General features: G+C 69.9%; 17 protein-coding genes and 1 pseudogene. 8 read left to right on the forward strand and 10 right to left on the reverse strand.

Features of this window, described 5'->3' with window-relative positions; all coding sequences use genetic code 11:
- The first annotated feature begins 6 nt into the window (after positions 1-6).
- The 8 genes and pseudogenes from rpsK to Tbon_RS09550 all read left to right on the forward strand — a co-directional run bounded on the left by rpsK (position 7) and on the right by Tbon_RS09550 (position 5,596).
- The gene (rpsK, locus tag Tbon_RS09515) at positions 7-429 is read left to right on the forward strand and encodes a 30S ribosomal protein S11 (RefSeq protein ID WP_158067482.1); all 423 of its coding nucleotides are present in this window, start codon (positions 7-9) and stop codon (positions 427-429) included.
- A gap of 15 nt (positions 430-444) precedes the next feature.
- Positions 445-1,074 carry a 30S ribosomal protein S4 gene (rpsD, locus tag Tbon_RS09520; RefSeq protein ID WP_158067483.1) on the forward strand — a complete coding sequence of 210 codons (630 nt, stop codon included), beginning with the start codon at positions 445-447 and terminating at the stop codon, positions 1,072-1,074.
- Positions 1,075-1,101: 27 nt separating this feature from the next.
- Positions 1,102-2,298 carry a DNA-directed RNA polymerase subunit alpha gene (locus Tbon_RS09525; protein ID WP_158067484.1) on the forward strand — a complete coding sequence of 399 codons (1,197 nt, stop codon included), beginning with the start codon at positions 1,102-1,104 and terminating at the stop codon, positions 2,296-2,298.
- Between the two features lie 4 nt (positions 2,299-2,302).
- On the forward strand, positions 2,303-2,923 hold the full coding sequence (gene rplQ / locus Tbon_RS14425; protein WP_158067485.1) for a 50S ribosomal protein L17: 621 nt from the start codon (positions 2,303-2,305) through the stop codon (positions 2,921-2,923).
- A complete protein-coding gene (gene truA, locus Tbon_RS09535) occupies positions 2,859-3,686 on the forward strand; it encodes a tRNA pseudouridine(38-40) synthase TruA (RefSeq protein WP_225734757.1) in 828 nt (275 codons plus the stop codon). Before rplQ ends, truA begins: the two co-directional genes overlap by 65 nt.
- Positions 3,683-4,090, forward strand: a pseudogene (rplM, locus tag Tbon_RS14510) (50S ribosomal protein L13); the annotation flags it as partial. The gene truA and the pseudogene rplM, both read left to right, overlap by 4 nt.
- Before the next feature lie 371 nt (positions 4,091-4,461).
- Positions 4,462-4,860, forward strand: a complete 399-nt coding sequence (gene rpsI / locus Tbon_RS09545; protein ID WP_158067488.1) for a 30S ribosomal protein S9 — start codon at positions 4,462-4,464, stop codon at positions 4,858-4,860.
- Positions 4,861-5,017: 157 nt separating this feature from the next.
- Entirely contained in the window at positions 5,018-5,596 is a 579-nt protein-coding gene (locus Tbon_RS09550) for a hypothetical protein (RefSeq protein WP_158067489.1), read from the forward strand.
- Between the two features lie 19 nt (positions 5,597-5,615).
- Here the strand turns inward: Tbon_RS09550 and Tbon_RS09555 are convergent, their stop codons facing one another.
- The 10 genes from Tbon_RS09555 to Tbon_RS09600 all read right to left on the reverse strand — a co-directional run bounded on the left by Tbon_RS09555 (position 5,616) and on the right by Tbon_RS09600 (position 18,274).
- Positions 5,616-6,104 carry a GNAT family N-acetyltransferase gene (locus Tbon_RS09555; protein WP_158067490.1) on the reverse strand — a complete coding sequence of 163 codons (489 nt, stop codon included), beginning with the start codon at positions 6,102-6,104 and terminating at the stop codon, positions 5,616-5,618.
- 8 nt (positions 6,105-6,112) lie between these two features.
- Entirely contained in the window at positions 6,113-6,856 is a 744-nt protein-coding gene (locus Tbon_RS09560; protein WP_192497879.1) for an aminoglycoside adenylyltransferase domain-containing protein, read from the reverse strand.
- 30 nt (positions 6,857-6,886) lie between these two features.
- Positions 6,887-7,690 (reverse strand): alpha/beta fold hydrolase, encoded by an 804-nt coding sequence (locus Tbon_RS09565; protein ID WP_158067492.1) that lies wholly within the window; start codon positions 7,688-7,690, stop codon positions 6,887-6,889.
- A 64-nt stretch (positions 7,691-7,754) separates the two neighbouring features.
- Positions 7,755-8,771, reverse strand: a complete 1,017-nt coding sequence (locus tag Tbon_RS09570) for a VWA domain-containing protein (RefSeq protein WP_158067493.1) — start codon at positions 8,769-8,771, stop codon at positions 7,755-7,757.
- The gene (locus Tbon_RS09575; RefSeq protein WP_158067494.1) at positions 8,768-9,691 is read right to left on the reverse strand and encodes a DUF58 domain-containing protein; all 924 of its coding nucleotides are present in this window, start codon (positions 9,689-9,691) and stop codon (positions 8,768-8,770) included. The genes Tbon_RS09570 and Tbon_RS09575 overlap by 4 nt, the downstream gene beginning before the upstream one ends.
- On the reverse strand, positions 9,688-10,761 hold the full coding sequence (locus Tbon_RS09580; RefSeq protein ID WP_192497880.1) for an AAA family ATPase: 1,074 nt from the start codon (positions 10,759-10,761) through the stop codon (positions 9,688-9,690). The genes Tbon_RS09575 and Tbon_RS09580 overlap by 4 nt, the downstream gene beginning before the upstream one ends.
- Before the next feature lie 114 nt (positions 10,762-10,875).
- A complete protein-coding gene (locus Tbon_RS09585; RefSeq protein ID WP_158067495.1) occupies positions 10,876-12,765 on the reverse strand; it encodes an aldehyde ferredoxin oxidoreductase family protein in 1,890 nt (629 codons plus the stop codon).
- Positions 12,766-12,862: 97 nt separating this feature from the next.
- A complete protein-coding gene (locus tag Tbon_RS09590; protein WP_158067496.1) occupies positions 12,863-15,235 on the reverse strand; it encodes a CaiB/BaiF CoA transferase family protein in 2,373 nt (790 codons plus the stop codon).
- Between the two features lie 36 nt (positions 15,236-15,271).
- Entirely contained in the window at positions 15,272-15,517 is a 246-nt protein-coding gene (locus Tbon_RS09595; protein ID WP_158067497.1) for a hypothetical protein, read from the reverse strand.
- A 120-nt stretch (positions 15,518-15,637) separates the two neighbouring features.
- Positions 15,638-18,274 carry a Calx-beta domain-containing protein gene (locus Tbon_RS09600; RefSeq protein ID WP_158067498.1) on the reverse strand — a complete coding sequence of 879 codons (2,637 nt, stop codon included), beginning with the start codon at positions 18,272-18,274 and terminating at the stop codon, positions 15,638-15,640.
- Positions 18,275-18,346: the final 72 nt, after the last annotated feature.

Below are 18,346 nucleotides of genomic sequence, written 5' to 3' on the forward strand. Positions count from 1 at the left end.
CTCCCCATGGCCGACCAGAAACGAGCCGACCAGAAGCGCGGCGCCGACAAGAACCGCCGCCTCAAGCGCCGCGAACGCAAATCCATCCCCCGCGGGCGTGCCTACATCAAGAGCACGTTCAACAACACGCTCGTCACCCTCACCGACCCCAACGGCAACGTCATCGCCTGGGCATCGGCCGGCGCCTCCGGCTTCAAGGGCTCCCGCAAAGGCACCCCCTTCGCCGCCCAGATGGCCAGCGAAAACGCCGCCCGCCGCGCCATGGAGCACGGCCTCCAGTCCGTTGAGGTCTACGTCCGCGGCGCCGGTAGCGGCCGCGAAGCCGCCATCCGCTCCCTCCAGGCCGCCGGCCTCACCATCACCGCCATCCGCGACGTTACCCCTATCCCCCACAACGGCTGCCGCCCGCCCAAGCGGCGCCGCGTCTAGGAGCTCGAATCCCCTATGGCACGCTACACCGGCCCCGTCTGCCGCCTCTGCCGCCGCCACGGCGAAAAGCTCTTCCTCAAGGGCGAACGCTGCTTCACGCCCAAGTGCGCCTTCGAGCGCCGGCCCAACCCGCCCGGCCCGCGGCCGGCCCGCCGCCGCAAAATTAGCGACCGCGGCCTCCAGCTCCGCGAAAAGCAGCGCGCACGCGCCTCTTACGGCGTCCTCGAAAAGCAGTTCGTCCGCTACTACAAGGAAGCCATCCGCCGCCCCGGCGTCTCGGGCGAAAACCTCGTCCGGCTCCTCGAGACCCGGCTCGACAACATCGTCTACCGCCTCGGGTTCGCCGATTCGCGCGCCCAGGCCCGCCAGATCGTCCGCCACGGCCTCATCGCCGTGAACGGCAAGAAGATGGACATCCCCTCCGCTCACCTCAAAGAGGGCGATACCGTCTCCTTCACCCCGCGCGGCCAGCGCAGCGAGTTCTTCAAAATCCTCCAGGAAAACATCAAGTCCAAGAACCCGCCATCGTGGCTCTCCCTCGACCTGGCGAACATGACCGGCAAAGTCACCGCTCCGCCGGCCGTCGTCCCCGGCGAAACCCACCTCTTCAACGAAAACGTCATCATCGAGTACTACTCGCGCTAACCCCGTCAGCGGTTGAGGGCACCCACTATGGATTCACTCGAAGTGACCGGGCAATCGGCTGAAGCCGCACACCCCCGGCTCAGCGTCGAAGAACAGACCGATACTTACGCTCGCCTCGTCGCCGAACCGCTCGAGGCCGGCTACGGCATCACCCTCGGCAATGCGCTCCGCCGCGTCCTCCTCTCTTCCCTCGAAGGCGCGGCCATCACCCACGTGCGCATCGACCAGGTCCAGCACGAATTCTCCACCATCCCCGGCATGGCCGAGGACACCACCGAGTTCCTCCTCAACGTCAAGGAGGTCCGCCTCAAGCCGATCTCGAACCGGCCAGCCACCATCAGCCTCGATGTCGAAGGTCCCGCGGTCATCACCGCGGCCGACCTCCAGGTCCCGGCCGATTTTGAGCTGGTCAACCCCGGCCTCTACCTCGGCCGTCTCGAGACCCCCGGCAGCCGCATCTCCGCCGAATTCCATGCGCAGACCGGCAAGGGCTACCAGCCGGCCGGCTCCGTCGAAGGGCTCCCCCTCGGCTACATCCCGGTCGACGCCATCTTCACCCCCATCCGCAAGGTCAACTACCGCGTCGAAAAGACCCGCGTCGGCCAGTCCACCAACTTCGACCGCCTCATCCTCGAAGTCTGGACCGACGGCACCATCGACCCTGTCGAAGCCGTCGGCATGAGCGCCGAGATCCTCGTCGAGCAGTTCACCCTCTTCATCCAGCACGTCCGGCCCGAGCTCGCCCACGCCTACCATCCCGCCCTCGGCTCCGGCGCTGCCGGCGGGCTCCTGATGGCGCCCGACCGCTACAACACCCCGATCGAGGACCTCAACCTCTCCGTCCGCGCCTACAACTGCCTCAAGCGCTCCGGCCTCATGACCGTCGGACAGGTCCTCGAAAAGAGCGAAGACGAACTCCTCGGCCTCCGCAACTTCGGCCGCAAGTCCTACGACGAGCTGCGCGAGCGGCTGGCCGAACTCGGCTATATCGACCCCGACCAGCCCGGGCTCGTCCCCCTGGTCGACCAGCCGGCCCGGCCCGGTGCCCGCGCCGGCCGGCCCGCCCCAGCCCCCGCACGACCCGCGCCGCGCACCAGCGCCGTCATCATGGATGACGAAGAAGAAGACGAAGAAAACCTGAGCGCCCTCGGCAAGGCCCTCAAAGAAGCGCTGCTCAAAGACGGCAGCGCCGAGGACCTCATCGGCGCCGACGACGAGGAGTAGCCCCATGCGACACCGCGTAGCCGGCCGCCACCTCGGCCGCGAAACCTCCCACCGGATGGCCCTCTACCGGAACCTGGTCACCGACCTCCTCCGGTACGAGAAGATCACTACCACCGAGGCCAAGGCCAAGGAGATCCGCCCCATGGCCGAGCGGATCATCACCCTCGGCCGCCGCGGCGACCTCCACGCCCGGCGCCAGGCCCTCCGCTTCCTCTACGACCCGAAGGTCGTCAAGAAGGTGTTCGATGACATCGGCCCGCGGATGAAAGACCGTCCCGGCGGCTACCTGCGCATCACCGCCCTCGAGCCCCGCAAAGGCGACGGCGCCCGGATGGCCACCATCGAACTCGTCGACATCGCCGGCGCGGTCGCGATGCCCCGCCCGAACCGGGTGACGGCCCCGCCGTCGCAGCGCCGTACCCCAACGCCCGGCGCCGCCGCAGCTGCGGCCGCAGCCGCCGAGATCGAAGCGGCCCGCGCCGCCGAAACCGAAGCCGCCGAGGCCGCAGCTGAGGAAGCCTCCGAAGCCGCTGCCGAACCGGAGGCGTCGGCCGAAACCGCTGCCGAACCCGCCGAAGAATCCGCCGAAGGCGGCGAGGCCGCCGGGGAGGAGAAGAACGACTGACCCCACCGCCGCGAAACGGTTCGCGGCAACGGTCAGCTACGACGGGACCGACTTCGTCGGCTCCCAGGTCCAGCCCAACGGCCGGACCGTCCAGGAAGAACTCGAACGCGCTGCCGCGCGGCTCTTCGGAGCTCCGGTGCGCGTCGAACTCGCAGGGCGCACCGATTCCGGCGTCCACGCGAGAGGCCAGGTGGCCGCCTTCACCGCCGCAACCCGGCTCGAAGCGGCCGCCATCGGGCGAGCGCTCAACGCGCTCCTGCCCGAAGATGTAGCAGTACGCGCTGTGCGCGAAGTCCCGCCGGGGTTCGACCCCCGCCGCTGGGCCCGCCGCCGCCGCTACCGCTACACCATCGCCAACGGCGAGGCGCGAGACCCCCTCGCGCGCCGCTACGCCTGGTACCTCGAGGGCACCCTCGATGAACCGGCCATGCAGCACCTCGCCGCAGCCTTCGCCGGCCGGCGCAACTTCAGCGCCTTCGCCGGCAAACTCGAACCCGGGCGCTCCCCCGTGCGCACCGTGTTCGAATCCGGGGTCCATCGCTCCGGCGATGAACTCCATATCGATATCGAGGCAGACGCGTTCCTGCCCCAGATGGTCCGGCGCATCGTCGCCGCCCTCGTCCGGGTCGGGCGCCATGCCGCAACAGAGGAGGAAATCGTCCGCCTGCTCGAACAGGCACGGCCCGGCAGCTTCAGCTACGTCGCTCCCGCCCGCGGCCTCTGTCTCGAACGCGTCTGGTACGACGAGGGATACCAACCATGAACACCACCGTCCGCATCAAAGCCTCCCAAATCTATAAGGACTGGCACGTCGTCGATGCCGCCGGCCAGCCCCTCGGCCGCGTCGCCACCCGCGTCGCCACCCTTCTGCGCGGCAAGCACAAGCCGACCTACGAGCCCCACCTCGATGACGGCGATTTCGTCATCGTCGTCAACGCCTCAAAGGTCCGTGTCTCCGGCAAGAAGGCGCAGGAAATCGTCTACTACCGCCACTCCGGCTACCCCGGCGGCCTCAAGGCGCGCAGCTTCACCGAGCAGCTCCAGCGCTTCCCCGAAAAGGTCATCGAGCGCGCCGTCTGGGGCATGCTCCCCAAGGGCCCCCTCGGCAAGCAGATGCTCCGCCACCTCAAGGTCTACGCCGGCCCGGACCATCCCCACCAGGCGCAGGTCATCGCCAGCCAGCGCGCCCAGGAAGCCCGCAAAGCCGCCCTCGAAGCCCTCGCCACCACGCCATACCGCCCGAAGGGCCTCCGGCCGCTCACCGCTGCCGAAGTGGTCGTCCCCGCCTCGCCCTCCAGCGAGGCCGCCGAGGTCGCAGCCCGCGCCCGCGCCCGCGTCATGAAGCAGGAGGCCGAGACCGCCGAAGAGGCCGCAGCGACCGCACCCGCTGCCGAGGAAGCCCCCGCAAAGGCCCCGCGCCGCCGGACCGCCGCCCCGGCAGCACAGGCCGAAACCGAAACCGCCGCCGAGCACGCGGCCGAAGCAAAGCCCGCACGCCGCCGCCGCGCGAAGGCTGAAGAGACCGAGGAGTAGCCACCATGGCCGAGCAGCAGTACTACTACGGCACTGGCCGCCGCAAGACCGCCGTCGCCCGCGTCCGCCTCATCCCCGGCCCCGGCGCCATCATCGTCAACGGCAAGCCGATGGAAGAGGTCTTCCCCCGCGAAACCCATCGCGTCGAAATCCTCGAACCCCTCCGCCGCCTCGGCCGTGAAGGCCGCTTCTCTGCCACCATCAAGTGCGCCGGCGGCGGAATCAGCGGCTGGGCCGGCGCCATCCAGATGGGCATCGCCCGCGCGCTCGTCGCCTCCGACCCCTCCCTGAAGCCCCTCCTCAAGCGGCCGGAAAACCTCCTCACGCGCGACCCCCGCATGAAGGAGCGCAAGAAGCCCGGCCTTAAGCGTGCCCGCAAGGCGCCCCAGTTCACCAAGCGCTAAGCGCACCGGATTCCGCAGGACGCAGCGCCCCGGGGGCCCCGCACTGGCGGGGCCCCCGCCGTTTGTCGCGCGTGTCACCGCGCCGCAACCGGCCCGTTCCCCGCTGCCCGCCCCGCACCGGCGCCCACGCTGCCGATCACCGCAGAGGGGGAGCTTCGTGAACAAGGGAAACCTCGTCTTCATCGGCGCACTCCTCGCTGCCGGGGCGCTCGCCTACCAGTCCACCATGGGCGCCGCATCGGCTCCCCCGCCCGAAACCACCCCTGCCCCCGCAGACGCCGGCGCCCACAGCGAGCCGGAGGTCGCCCGCGGCACCCCGACCCCTGCGGCCGACCCCCACACCGCCCCGGCCCGGCCCACGCCCTCCGTCACACCCTCCGTTGTCGCCGTCCCGACCACCCGCCTCACGCTCGACCAGGTCCGCTCGCTCCCCCGGACCCCTGGCGCCGCGCCGGCGGCCAACCCGTTCCGCCCCCGGTCCCCCGATGGTCCCGCCCCCGAGGCCCCGCCTCCCACCCCGACCCCCTCCCCTGCGGCCACACCGCCGGCCTCACCGACCGCTGCCGCGACGCCGCCGCCCGTGCAAACCCCGCCCGCCCCGGTGCCGCCGCCCACGGAGACCCCGCCGCCTGCCGCCCCCACGCCAACGCCGACTGTGCCGCCCGGCGGCCTGCCCTACCCGCCGCCGCTGCCGTCCCCGCCGGATGGCAGCCTCGCTGCGCCGCCCGCCGAGTAAACCGCCGTCCTGTCTTGTCTTACGGAAGGCGGCGGCCGGTCCCCAGCCGCAGTTCCAGCAGGTCATCCGGCTGCCCGAACCCGAACCGCCCGTACAGCGGCCGGCTGCGCGATGTCGGCCACAGGAGCACGGAGTCGACCCCGGCATCGCGGCAGGCCCCGAGCGCCGCTTCCAGCAGCGCAGCCCCGACCCCGGCGCCCCGGGCCGCCGGCACGACGTACATGCTCGTCACGTAGCCGTGCAGCTCTTCCTCGTCGCCCGGGTTCGGCACCTTCTCGATGAACTGCAGCCACGCGCACCCCGCTGCTGCGCCGTCTGCGGCCTCCGCGAGCCAGGCCCGCCAGCTGCTGCCCGGCTGCAGCCGCACAGCCATCCAGGGCACCGCCCGCGCGAGGAACGCCTCCAGCGGCTCGCTGGCCTGCCCCATCTCAGCGCGGAACGCATACCGCAGCCGCGCGAGCGCCCCCGCGTCTCCCGGGCCGGCCGGACGGATCGCTGCGCCGTCCACGGGCCGGCCTACTCGTCCTCGTCCAGGTCCATCCGCACCCGGTTGATCTCGTCCAGCGCCCAGCCCACGAACCGCTCCGCCGCCTCCGGCGTCGGGCCGGTCGCCGCCCGGCCGAGGTGCTGCTTCAGCGCAAGCCGGACCGGCATCATGTTCTTCCGCTGCCGGAAGAACCAGTACGCCCCTTCTTGCTTGCTCACGAAGTCGCCCGTGTAGGCATACCGGAGCGCCCGCACCGCGTTCAGCACCGCGTAGCCCGGCGTGGCATTTGCCAGCGCCCAGCCGAGCTCGTCGGCCATCGCTTCCAGGACCCAGCTCCGCGGAATGAGCGGGAACATCTCCTCCGGCGGGGGGCCGATGATTGCCCGCCCCTTCTCCCGCGCGACCGCGTAGTGGATGAGCAGGTCCGGGTCGCCCGGGTGGCCATGCCCGTCGACGAACGTCCGCGCCTCCGGCACCGTGCACAGGTGCAGCTCGAACGGCGGCGAGTGGCTCTCCACGTCCAGCGACGCGTCCGTCACGATGCTCAGCTCCAGCCCCGAACCCGGGCACGGCATCTCCGGGTCCATCAGCAGCTCCGCGACCACCCGCTGCTCGTCCTTGGTCAGCGGCCGCTCCACCACCGCCAGCATGTCGAAGTCCGACCGCAGGTACTGGAACGCTCCCATCGTCGCCGAGCCGTGCAGGTAGAGCCCGATGAGGTTCTCACCCAGCGCCCGGTCGAGCCGCCGCCCCACATCACGCGAAAAGCCCATGATCTTCCGTTGCAAATGCATGCCCGCACCCTACCTCGTGGTGTGACGCTCCAGGAACCCCATCACCGCCGCGCCCGCTTCTTCGCGAAACTCGATGAAGTACCCGTGCCGCCCTCCTCGTACAAGATACAGCTCCGCCCCCGGAATCCGCCCCGCCAGCAGCTCCGCATTCGCGGTCGGGTTGATCCGGTCCTCCGTCCCGTGGATCACCAGCACCGGCGCGCGGATCTCCGTCAGCCTCTCCCATGCATCGTGCCCCTGGCTGGCCTCGTAATGCAACCGCTGCGCGTACGCCGGGATCGGATTGCGCGCCCGTTCGCGCAAAAACGCCAGGTACTCCGGGTGCTCCGCCAGCCAGCCGGGACTCACCATCTCCTCCGCCAGCCAGGTCGCCGCCGACTCAGGGTCCTGCGGCCGGTTCCGCATCTTCGCGTCGACCTCCTCCGGCCGCTTCACCCCGTGCGCATCGCCGGGCGTCGTGCACCCGAGCACCACGCAGCGCACCCGCTCCGGGTAGTCGATGGCGATCCACTGGCAGATGCGGCCGCCCATCGAAATCCCGTACACATGCGCCCGGTCGATCCCCAGATGCCCGAGCAGCCCCACCGCATCCGCTGCCAGCATCCGCGTCGTGTACGGCGGCTCGGTCGGTTTGTCGCTCTGGCCGGTGCCCCGGTGGTCGTACACGATGACCTGGTACCGCGCCGCGAAGTCGTCCAGCACCGGGTCCCATCCGTGGTGGTCGCTCCCCTGCCCCATGACGAGCAGCAGCGGCTCGCCCGCACCGTGCACCTCGTAGTACAGCCGCACCCCGTTGCATACCGCGAACGGCATGACGGAACCCTACCGAATCGCTGTCCTCGGCGCAATCTCGTTCCAACCTGAACGAATTGCAAGGTTACGGGAAGCGATTGAACCAGAGCAGCCCCAGCGCTCCCCCCGCCAGCACCAGCACCCCCGCCAGCGCCGCGCCGGCCCAGGTCACATCCGTTCGCTCATCGTAGTACCCGATCCGGTCCCCAAGGTCCCGGTAGATGCTCGCCAGCTGGTCAGCGCCCGGCGCCTGGAACGCCCGCCCTCCCGTCGTCTCCGCAATCGCCTGCAGCGTCTCGACATCCGGCGGAACCCGCACCGTCCGCTGCCGCCCCTGCGGGTCGATGACCACTGCCACGCCGTCAGGCGTCCCCAGCGCGACCGCGTACACCGGGATGCCAGCCTCCGCCGCCAGCCGCGCCGCATCCAGCGGCTGGTACGTGCCGACCGTGTTCGCCCCGTCCGAGAGCAGCACGATCACCGCCGGGGCTGCTTCCCCCTCCGCGCGGATCGGCGCCTCCGGCGCCGGCGCGGGCCCCCCGCTCACCCCATCCGCGGGCGCGAGCGCGGCCTTCACCACGTCGACCGCCGTCGCCAGCGCGTCGCCCATCGCCGTCCCGCCGAGCGGCGACAGGCGGTCAATCGCCGCATGGACGCTCTCCTTCTCCGTCGTCGGTGCAACCAGCACGCTCACCCCGCTCGAAAACGCGATCAGGCTGACCCGGAACCCCTTCGGCAGACGGTCGACCAGCGTGTGCGCTGCCTCCTGCGCCGCTGCCATCCGCGTCGGGTTCACATCCGTAGCATTCATCGACCCCGAGACGTCGGTTACCAGCACCACCGTCCCCTCCTGCCGCGGGGTCTTCGTCACCAGCTGCGGCCTGGCCAGCGCGACAACCACTGCCGCGATGGCCAGCAGGTACAGCACCGGGGGGATGTGCCGCCGCCAGCCCGGGCTCGCTTCGACCACGTTCGCCAGCAGGTCGAGGTTGGTGAACCGTGCGGCGTACTTCGGCCGCCGCCGCTGCATCACCGCGTACAGCCCGGCCAGCACCGGCACCACGCCCAGCGCAAGCAGCATCCACGGCCACAGGAACGTCATCGCACCACCCCGTTCTCCAGCAGCCCTGCCGCGAACGGCCGCAGCCAGTCGCCGGCCGTCCACAGGACGATGTGGCGCGCCCCGGCCCGCCGGATCGCTGCCGCGACCTCTTGCCGCTCTTCCTGCGCCGCCACGGCAAACCGCTCCCGCAGCCGTTTCGACCCGGTATCGACACGCAGCCGCCGGCCTGTCTCCGGGTCGACCAGCCACAGCTCGCCCACGTCCGGCAGCTCCTGCTCCCTCGGGTCGCGAATCTCCACCGCTATCACATCATGCCGTCCGCACAGCTGGAGCAGCGGCCGCTCCCAGTCCCTCGGCCCGCGAAAGTCCGAAACGAGAATGACGAGCCGGCCGCGCCCCGCGACCCGGTCGACCCGCGCAATCGCCCGCCCGAGCGAGGCCGTCGCCCCCTCCGACGGCGGCTGCAGCCGGAGCGCCAGCAACAGCGCGAGCAGCCCCGCACGGCCCTGCGCCGGCCGCGTCAGCCGCTCCGTCACCCCGTCGAACTGGTAGACGCCGAGCGCGTTCCCGTGCCGCGTCGCGACGTGCCCCGCGGCCAGCGCCACGCCCTCGGCAACGTCGAACTTCCGCCGCTCGGCGGTGCCGAACAGCATCGATGGCGACGCATCGAGCACCAGCCACGTCGTCAGCACCCGCTCCGCGACGAACTCCCGCACATGGGGGACGAGCGTCCGCGCCGTCACGTTCCAGTCGATCCGCCGCACATCGTCGCCCGGCACGTACTCCCGCACCTGCGCCAGCTCGCTCCCCGCACCGAGGCCGTGCGACCGGAAATCGCCCGCCAGCAGGCTGCTCACCCGTCGCCCGATGCTGATATCGAGCGCCCGCAGCACGGCCTCCGGCATTGGCCCCGGGCCGGGCGCCTCCCGTCTCGGCCGGCGGACGGCCAGTCCGCTCACGCCGTTGCCCCGGCCGCCAGCTCGATGCGCGGAACCGGCACCGCCGCCAGGATCCCGTCCAGGATCCGGTCAGCCGTCACCCCTTCGGCCAGCGCCTGGTACGTCAGCACCATCCGGTGCCGCAGCACATCCCGCGCGAGGTCGTACACATCGCCGGGAAGCACATACGCCCGGCCGCGCAGCAGCGCTACCGCCCGCGCCGCATGGACCAGGTTGATGCTCCCCCGCGGGCTCGCGCCGAATGCGATGTGCTCCTTGTGCCGCACCAGCCCGAACCGCTCCGGGTGCCGCGTCGCGTTCGCCAGCGCGACCGCGTACTCCGCCACCGCCCGGTCGACGTACACCTCCTCCGTGAGCTGCTGGTACTTCGCCAGCTCCTCAATCGGGAGCACCTGCTTCACCTCCCCCACCGGCGCCAGCGACCGCTGCACGATCGCCAGCTCCTCCGCCTCCGCCGGGTAGTCCACCACCACCTTCATCATGAACCGGTCGACCTGCGCTTCCGGCAGCGGGTAGGTCCCCTCCGATTCGATCGGGTTCTGCGTGGCCATCACCAGGAACGGGTGCGGCACCCGGAACGTCTCCAGCCCGATCGTCACCTGCCGCTCCTGCATCACTTCCAGCAGCGCCGATTGCACCTTCGCCGGCGCCCGGTTGATCTCATCCGCAAGGAGGATGTTGCAGAACACCGGCCCTTTCTCGGCCACGAAGGTGCCCGTATCCGGCCGGTAGATCCGCGTCCCCACCAGGTCGCCCGGCACCAGGTCCGGCGTGAACTGCACCCGGTGGAACGTCCCGCCCAGCACCTCGGCGACCGTCTTCACCGTCAGCGTCTTTGCCAGTCCCGGAACGCCTTCGATCAGCAGATGGCCGTTCGCGAGCAACGCCACGAGCACCCGCTCGAGCATCTGCTCCTGCCCCACGATCACCCGCTTGATCTCGAACATGGCGGCTTCGAAGACCGCGTGGGCGCGCGCCGCGGCCTCCTGGCGCGATTCAGTGGTCCAGCTCGTCACTCGGAGTCCTCCACGGTCCGGGCTCGCAGGCCCGCAGCCACTACCGTGCCCCATCGCCCCGCAAACGCCGGTAAAGCGCGGTCTCCACCGCTCCGCAGCACAGCAAAGCGCCCCTCCCGGCATCCGGGAGGGGCGCATCGGCGATAACCGTGCAGTCAGCCTGGCCGTCTACGCGTGCAGCGCTGCCGCCACGTCCTGCAGCCCGAGCGCTTCCAGCTTCGCCTTCGACGGCTTGCAGGTCTCGAGGTCCCAGTCGCACGCCTTGAGGAACTCGACCTCAAGCGTCTCGGTGTCGAGCTTGATGCCCTGGAGCGGCCCCGCATGGGTCGCCTCCGTCGATTCGCCGGTCACCCGCGGCGGCACATACCGCTTCCGCGGGTTCCCGCCCTCGCGCACCTCGTACGCCATCCGCAGGTTCGCGATCCGCTCGCCGATCTGCATCATCTCGTCGAGGTCCATGTCCCAGCCGGTGACGGCATTGAACCACGTCGGCATGTTCGCAGTGTTCGCCGCCATCATGATGAACTGGCACATGCCGCCGGCGTTCACCACGTGCATGTACTCGCTCGCACCCTTGTGGTGCTCGCCGCGGCCGGTGTACACCTTGTTGTCCGCCGGCGCCGGCGGGATCTTGCCAAGCCGCTTGTTCCCCTCGTACTGGGTGTGACGCGCCGGCGTCGGGTCGAGCTTGTAGGTCGTGTAGTACTCCGGCTGGAGCTTCGGGTCGTGCATCGGCAGCTCCTGCCCGCCGATGTGCATCGCGTACTTCTCCGCGCCACGCCCGATCTTCTCCGCCGCAACCTTCACGCCGTCAGCGAACACCGCCGCAATCCCCTTCCGCTCGCCCATCGCCTTCAGGAAGGCGATCATCGCGTCGGCGTCGCCCCAGCGGAGCTCGATGCCTTCGGTGTCCTCCTTCGTGATGATCCCGTTCTGGTAGCACTCGATCGCCATCGAGATGGCGCCGCCCGCGCTGATGACGTCGAACCCGTACTCATTGCACAGGTGGTTCGCGTAGATCAGCGCATCCGGGTCCGCCACCAGGTTCATCGTCCCGAAGGCCGCCATCGCCTCGTACTCCGGCCGGTGCGTGTGATGCGGATACGGGTACTTCGGATTCGTCGACTCCTTCGACTCCGCCCCGCACGCAATCGGGCACCGCCAGCAACCGTACGACTTCTCCATCCGCGGATTGATCTGCGAGCCGCCGTCGATCTGCTGCGCCTGCGGGAAATCGATGATGCCGACGCCGCCCCAGTTCTTCACCGGGCTGTCGCCGTTCAGCGCCGACATCGCCGTAATGCCCGTCGTGCCGAAGTTGTGGAAGAAGTCCTTCAGCGGCTTGATGAACTGGTCGAGGTTCTCCCGGAGCATCTTGATCGTCTCCGGCGTCTGGCTGATGACCTTCCGGTCGGCCAGCACCACGACCGCCTTCAGCTTCTTCGAACCCATCACCGCGCCCACGCCCGAGCGCGCCGCCAGCCGGCCGTGGTCGTTGCACACCCCGCTGATCAGCGACAGCGTTTCGCCGGCCGGGCCGATGTTCGCGACGCTCGCCCGCTTCCCGTGGCGGTCCTTCAGCACCTTCTCGTTCTCGATGGCGCCCTGGCCCCAGAGGTCGCTCGCGTCCCGGAGCTCGAACTTGTCGTTATCGATGAGCAGGTAGACCGGCTTCTCCGACTTCCCGAAGAACATGATGCCGTCCCACCCGGCCAGCTTCAGCACGCCGCCGAAGTCGCCGCCGCAGTTGGCGTCGCCCCAGCCGCCCGTCAGCGGACTCTTGCACACCACCTGCCACCGCTGGCCGAACAGCGGCGTGCCCGTCAGAAGCCCCGCGAACATGCCGAGCATGTTCTCCGGGCCGAGCGGGTCCGCGCCCTTCGGCACGCGATCCCAGAGCATCCGCGCCCCGATGCCGTACCCGCCCAGGTACTGGCGATACAGCGATTCGTCCGGGTACTCCACCGTGATCTCACCCGTGGTGAGATTCACGTTCAGCATCTTGCCGTTGTAGCCCTTCTCCGCGAGGGCACCATTCGTCGCTGTTGCTGTCGTCAACTCCCTTTGCCTCCCTGGCGCTGGTTGCGCCTGCTGCGCACTGCATCGTTGCCGGTTTCACGAACGCCCGCAATATGCTGCGCCGATCATAACGAACTCACCCGAGCCCCGCTGCCAGCCGCGCTACCTCCTCTTCGTTCAGGCCCAGCACCTCCAGCAGCACCTCCATCGAATGCTCCCCGAGGCAGGGCGCAGGCCGTCGCGGCCCGCTCTGGTACCCGCTGATGATGAACTGGTGCCCCTCGTACGGCACCTCGCCCATCTCCGGGTGCTGGAGCGGGTGGAAAAACCGCCGGTGCGCCAGCTGCGGGTCCGCCAGCAGGTCGCTCGACCGCTTCACGAAACCGGCCGCAATCCCCGCCTGCTGCAGCCGCTCCACCAGCGCCATCCCGTCCTGCGGCGCCGTCCACCCCGCCAGCAGCCGCTCCAGCTCCTCCCGGCCCGCCAGGCGTCCCGCCAGCGTCCGCCACCGATCCTCCTGCGCCCACGCCTCGCCGATCAGCGCTGCCAGCCGCGCCCAGGCTGCGTCGTCCTCCACCGCAATCGCGATCCACTCGTCCGTCCCCGCGACGGGTAACGCCCCGTGTGGCGCCATCGCCGGGTCGGCGTTGCCGGCCCGCCGCGGCACCCTCCCGTTCACCTGGTACTCCACCAGCTCCTTCGCGAGGAAGTGCAGCGCCGCCTCCATCTGCGCCTGCTCGATCCGGCAGCCCTCGCCCGTCCGCTTCCACCGGTCGACCGCGGCCATCACCACCGTCGCCAGGAAGCGCGGCGCGATCGTGTCCGTGTATGCCGTGAACGGCCCCGACGGCGGCCGGTCGTCCCAGCCGGTCACCTCGTAAAAGCCGCTGATCGCCGCCGCATGGTTGCCGTACCCGGCCATCGGCGCCGCCGGCCCGGTCTGCCCCATCAGGCACGTCGAGACATACATCACGTCGGGGTTCAGCGCCTTCGCCGCCTCGTATCCCAGCCCCAGCTCGTCCATCGTCCCCGGCGTAAACGACTCCAGCACCACGTCCGCCCAAGCGATGAGCTTCCGCGCGATCTCCCGTCCCTCCTCCGTCTTCAGGTTCACGGCGATCGACCGCTTCGACGTGTTGAACGCGCCGAAGAACTGGCTCCGGTTCGGCCCGAAAACGCCGTCCTTGAACGGCCCGCCCACCCGCAGCCGGTCCGGCGGGTTCGATGTTTCGATGCGGATGACGTCGGCGCCGTGGTCGGCCAGGTACTTCCCCGTAATCGGCCCCACGCCGATCCACGAAAAGTCCGCCACCTTCAGCCCTGCCAGCGGCAGCGTTCCCTCCGGGTCGCCGCCGGCCGGCTTCCGCGGCTCCCGCGCCGGGAGCGCCTCCGGCCCGGTCTGCTCCTCGACCCGTTCCCCGAAGACGAGCGGGTCGCACTGCGCCCGCACCCACGGCCCCGGCGCCTTCACCACCACGCCCGGCCGCACCGCGAGGTCCCGCCAGTACTCCCGCGCCTTCAGATGGACGAAATCCAGGATCTCCGGCACGGTCGTGACCGGCGCGAACGTCACGCCCGTTTCGAGCCCGATCTCGAGCAGCTCCCGTTTCGTCCGCGTCTCGATCCACCGCTGCAGCGCGCCGAGCACCTCCTCGTACGAGTACCTCAGGGGCTCCCCGGCCAGCACCTTCACGTCGTACCGGGCCCATTCCTCACCCTCCAGCCACTCCTCCGGCACGATGCCGTCGCGCACCAGCCATTTCATCATCGGCACGAGCGTCGCCCCGTTCCCCAGCACCACGACCTCGCCGTCCTTCGCCCGGTACACCATCGGCAGTGTAATCGTCCCGAGCTGGAGCGCCGTCCCGGCCCGCTCGAAGTCCTTCCCCTGGATGGCATGCGCGATCATCGCCTGGAGCCCGGTCCAGAAGACCGCCGCCTGCACCGACACATCGACGAACCTCCCGACGCCCGTCCGCTCGCGCAGGTGGTGCGCCACCAGCGCGCCCACGGCGCTCTCCGCAGCCGCGTGGTGCCAGCACTGCGGCACCGTCACCCGCACCGGCGGCCGGTCCGGGTCGCCGTTCAGCGCCATCATCCCGCCCATCGCCGCCAGCACCAGGTCCGTCGTCCGGTAGTGGGCATACGGGCCGTCCTGCCCGAAAGGCGTCGTCGCCACGTACACCAGCGCCGGGTTCAACGCCCGCAGCTGCTCCCAGCCGAGGCCCCGCGCCGCCATTGCGCCCGGCGGCGCGTTCTCGAACAGGAAGTCCGCCGTCTTCACCAGCTCGAGGAACCGCTCCCGGTCGCCCGGGGCGTCGAGGTCGAGCGCCACCCTCCGCTTTCCGCGGTTCGAGACCGCGTACTGGAGCGCCTCCTCCTCCGGCGGGGCGAACCCGGGCGGCTCCACCCGGATGACCTCTGCGCCGAGGTTCGCCAGCATCAGCGGCCCCAGCGCCGCCCGGCTGTCCGTCAGGTCGATGACACGGTAGGGGCTCAGCATGCCCATCGCCTGCCTCCTGTTACGGGTGCCTGGTCGTGCTCGCTAACGCTCCAGCCGGTCGAGCCGGCCCATCAGCTTCTGGTCGATCGCTACGTGCCGCAGCAGCTCCCACGCCACCAGCCCGACGCCGGCGATGATCCCGCCCGCCACCGCCAGCCAGCCGGTATCGTTCGCCGCGCCGATGCCGAGCACCACCGCGCCCGCGCCGGCGATGAGCGCCCCGGCCGCCGAGGTCGCATGCCCGGCCTCGTCCTCGTGGATGCGGGCCAGCCAGTTCCTGCGTTCCATCCGGACCTCCTCGATGCATCGAATCGGCCCGAACTATAGCAGCCCCGGCACCGCTCTGGACGTCTGTCCAGCAAAAAGGGGGCCGATTTCGGCCCCCTTTTTCGCTTCGCGCCGCCTGGGTTAGTTGGCCGGCGCCACCCAGCTCACCGTCGCCGGCGCGGTCGGACGCAGGGCGATGAAGTACGCCGTCCCGGCCCGGAACGTGGTGAAGTCGTTGGCACCCGGAACGTTCTCCGTCCCCGGGAAGTACCCGGCCCAGCTCTGCGTCTGGGGGTTGAAGAGCCAGATCGCACCGATGAGCGCCGACACGTTCGTCGTGCCCGCCTGCGTCCCGCCAATCGCCTGCGCGATCGGCTTGTTGTCCGCTCCGGTCCACACGATCAGCGTGAACGTCCGGTAGAGCGTGTACTGGATCGTCGAGGTCGACGTGTTCGTGAAGTTGTCCGCGGAGGTGTTCGGGCTCGTCCCGGCCGCATTCGTCACCCGCACGTCCACGACCCCCGGCGGCGTCCCGGCTGGCACCGTCGCCGTAATCTGCGTCGAACTCACGACCGTGAACGTCGCCGAAACCCCGCCGAACGTTACCGAGGTCACCCCGGTGAAGTTCGTACCGGTAATCGTCACCGTCGTCCCGATCGGCCCGCTCGTCGGGTTCAGCCCCGTCACGGTCGGAATCGGCGTCCCGGTGCAGGTGAAGTCGTCCGCGGCCGTGTTCGGGCTCGTCCCCGCCGGCGTCGTCACACGCACATCAACGACGCCCGCGCCCTGCACCGGCGCCACCGCGACCAGCGTCGTCGACGAGATGTAGGTGAACACCGCCTGCACGGTCCCGAAGGCGACCGTCATCCCGCTCGAGGTAAACCCGGTACCGGTCACGGTTACCACGGTTGCGCCGTTGCACGCCCCCTCCGACGGTGTCAGGGAGAGCACCGTCGGCCCGGTGGTGTAGATGTAGTCGTTCGCCGTCCCGGTGGTCACGTTCGAACCCACCGGCGTCGTCACCACGACCTCCACGACGCCCGCCGCGTGCGGCGGCGTGACGCAGGTGATCTGCGTGGCGCTCACCACCGTGAATGACGTGCACGGGATACCGTCGAAGGTTACGCTCGTCGCCCCCGTGAAGTTCTGGCCGGTAATCGTGACCGTCTGGCCGCCCGCGGTCGGCCCGACATTCGGCACGATTGTTGTAATCACCGGGATGATCGTCGAGTCACTGATAAGCAGTGTTGCCGTGCTTTGCGAGCCCAGCACTGCCCCGCCGGTCGGGTTCGAAAGCGTCAGGATGACCGTCTCGGTGCCTTCTGTCAGCGTGTCCGGGATGGGCGTCACCGTGAACGACTTCGTGCCGCCCTCGCCGTTCGCCCAGCTCAGCGTCCCGCTCGTCGCGACGTAGTCCACGCCCGCGGTCGCCGGGTTGCTGCCTCCTGTGCTCGTCGCGTAGTCCACCGTCACCGCCCCGGTCGTCCCGCCCGTCCGCGAGACGGTGATGGTGATCGCGCCCCCGGCCTCCGTCCCCGTGTACGTGGCCGACGTGAACTGGATGCTCCCGGTCCCGTCATCATCGAGGATGGAGAGCGTGGCCGTGCTCGGCGTTCCCAGCGCCGCTCCGCCCGTGGGGTTCGAAAGCTGCAAGTTAATCGTTTCCGGCCCCTCGACCGCGGTGTCCTGCAGGATTGAGATCGTGCAGAACTTCGTCGCGGTCTCGCCGGGGTTCCAGCTCAGTGTTTGGTTGGTGACGGCGGTGTAGTCGCTGCCGGCTGTGGCCGTGCCCCCGCCGATGGTGCTGCAGTCGACGGTCACTGCCCCGGTGCTCCCGTTGATGCGCGTCACCGCAATGGACGCGGTGCCCGCCCCCTCATTCACCGTGTACGTCGCCTGCGCGAACTGCAGCGTCCCCGCCCCATCGTTGTCGATGATGGTGACCGTGTGCGTGGTATGCGTTCCAGGTCCGAATCCAGAGCTGGCAGAGCCGAAGGTGAGCACAATCGTTTCACTCGGCTCGGTCGCGCCGTCGTCCAGGATGGAGATGTTGCAGTACTTCGGTCCGGTCTCCCCCGGATTGAACGTGATTGGCTGGCTGCTGAAGGTGTAATCATTGCCCGCGCCCTGCGCCGCCGTCCCCGCCGGGGTGTCGAGCTGGCATGTCACCGAGTCCGTCCCCGCGGTGCTCCCCTCCCGCACCACCGCCACCTGGTGCGTCACATTCCCCTCCACCACCGACGACGTCGCCGCCTGGAACGAATACTTCGGCGGCCCGTCGTTGTCGAGGATGAACAGGGTGAACGTGCTTGGAGTTCCGACCACCCCGCCGCCCGTGACCCCGGCAATCGTGAACGTCAAAGTCCGCGTTCCGTCGGAAGCCGCGTTGTCGACAGTCTGCAGGCACGTCCCGGGCAGACCGGGGTAGTCGATCGTCCGGTTGACCTGCCCGGGGGAAAAATTCACGAACGCCGAGACCAGCCCGCCGACGTCCGGGGATGACGCGGGCGACACGGTGACCTGCACCTGCTGCAGGCCCGCCGTGCCCCCGCCCCGGTGAATGTTGATGCACGCCGCCTGGCCTTCTGTCACCGTCAGCGCCGTCACCGGTGTTCCCGTAGTGTTCCCGAAGAAGAACGACCCGTTGGTCGCAGCATCGGCTGCCGCCCGCTCGCGCGGGACCCCGGCTACCGCCGCCAGCACTGCCGCGGCCAGCGCCAGCACCGCGGCCAGCACGCGCCGCCGCGCAGGCCAAACCGTCGCACGTGTCCCTTGCATGGGCTCACCTCCTGCTCGTTCAAACGTCCGCTCGCCGTCCCATGGTTCCCGGCGCGCGGGAAATCACCGTAA

The sequence above is a fragment of the Tepidiforma bonchosmolovskayae genome (assembly GCF_008838325.1).
GTDB lineage: Bacteria > Chloroflexota > Dehalococcoidia > Tepidiformales > Tepidiformaceae > Tepidiforma > Tepidiforma bonchosmolovskayae.

Bases quoted from the DNA above. Each gene is read 5' to 3' on its own strand.
- rpsK (WP_158067482.1), top strand. From the start codon at position 7: ATGGCCGACCAGAAACGAGCCGACCAGAAGCGCGGCGCCGACAAGAAC.
- rpsD (WP_158067483.1), top strand. From the start codon at position 445: ATGGCACGCTACACCGGCCCCGTCTGCCGCCTCTGCCGCCGCCACGGC.
- Tbon_RS09525 (WP_158067484.1), top strand. From the start codon at position 1,102: ATGGATTCACTCGAAGTGACCGGGCAATCGGCTGAAGCCGCACACCCC.
- rplQ (WP_158067485.1), top strand. From the start codon at position 2,303: ATGCGACACCGCGTAGCCGGCCGCCACCTCGGCCGCGAAACCTCCCAC.
- rpsI (WP_158067488.1), top strand. From the start codon at position 4,462: ATGGCCGAGCAGCAGTACTACTACGGCACTGGCCGCCGCAAGACCGCC.
- Tbon_RS09560 (WP_192497879.1), bottom strand. From the start codon at position 6,856: ATGGGCTTTTCGCGTGATGTGGGGCGGCGGCTCGACCGGGCGCTGGGT.
- Tbon_RS09565 (WP_158067492.1), bottom strand. From the start codon at position 7,690: ATGCCGTTCGCGGTATGCAACGGGGTGCGGCTGTACTACGAGGTGCAC.
- Tbon_RS09570 (WP_158067493.1), bottom strand. From the start codon at position 8,771: ATGACGTTCCTGTGGCCGTGGATGCTGCTTGCGCTGGGCGTGGTGCCG.
- Tbon_RS09580 (WP_192497880.1), bottom strand. From the start codon at position 10,761: ATGGGGCACGGTAGTGGCTGCGGGCCTGCGAGCCCGGACCGTGGAGGA.
- Tbon_RS09590 (WP_158067496.1), bottom strand. From the start codon at position 15,235: ATGGGCATGCTGAGCCCCTACCGTGTCATCGACCTGACGGACAGCCGG.
- Tbon_RS09595 (WP_158067497.1), bottom strand. From the start codon at position 15,517: ATGGAACGCAGGAACTGGCTGGCCCGCATCCACGAGGACGAGGCCGGG.
- Tbon_RS09600 (WP_158067498.1), bottom strand. From the start codon at position 18,274: ATGCAAGGGACACGTGCGACGGTTTGGCCTGCGCGGCGGCGCGTGCTG.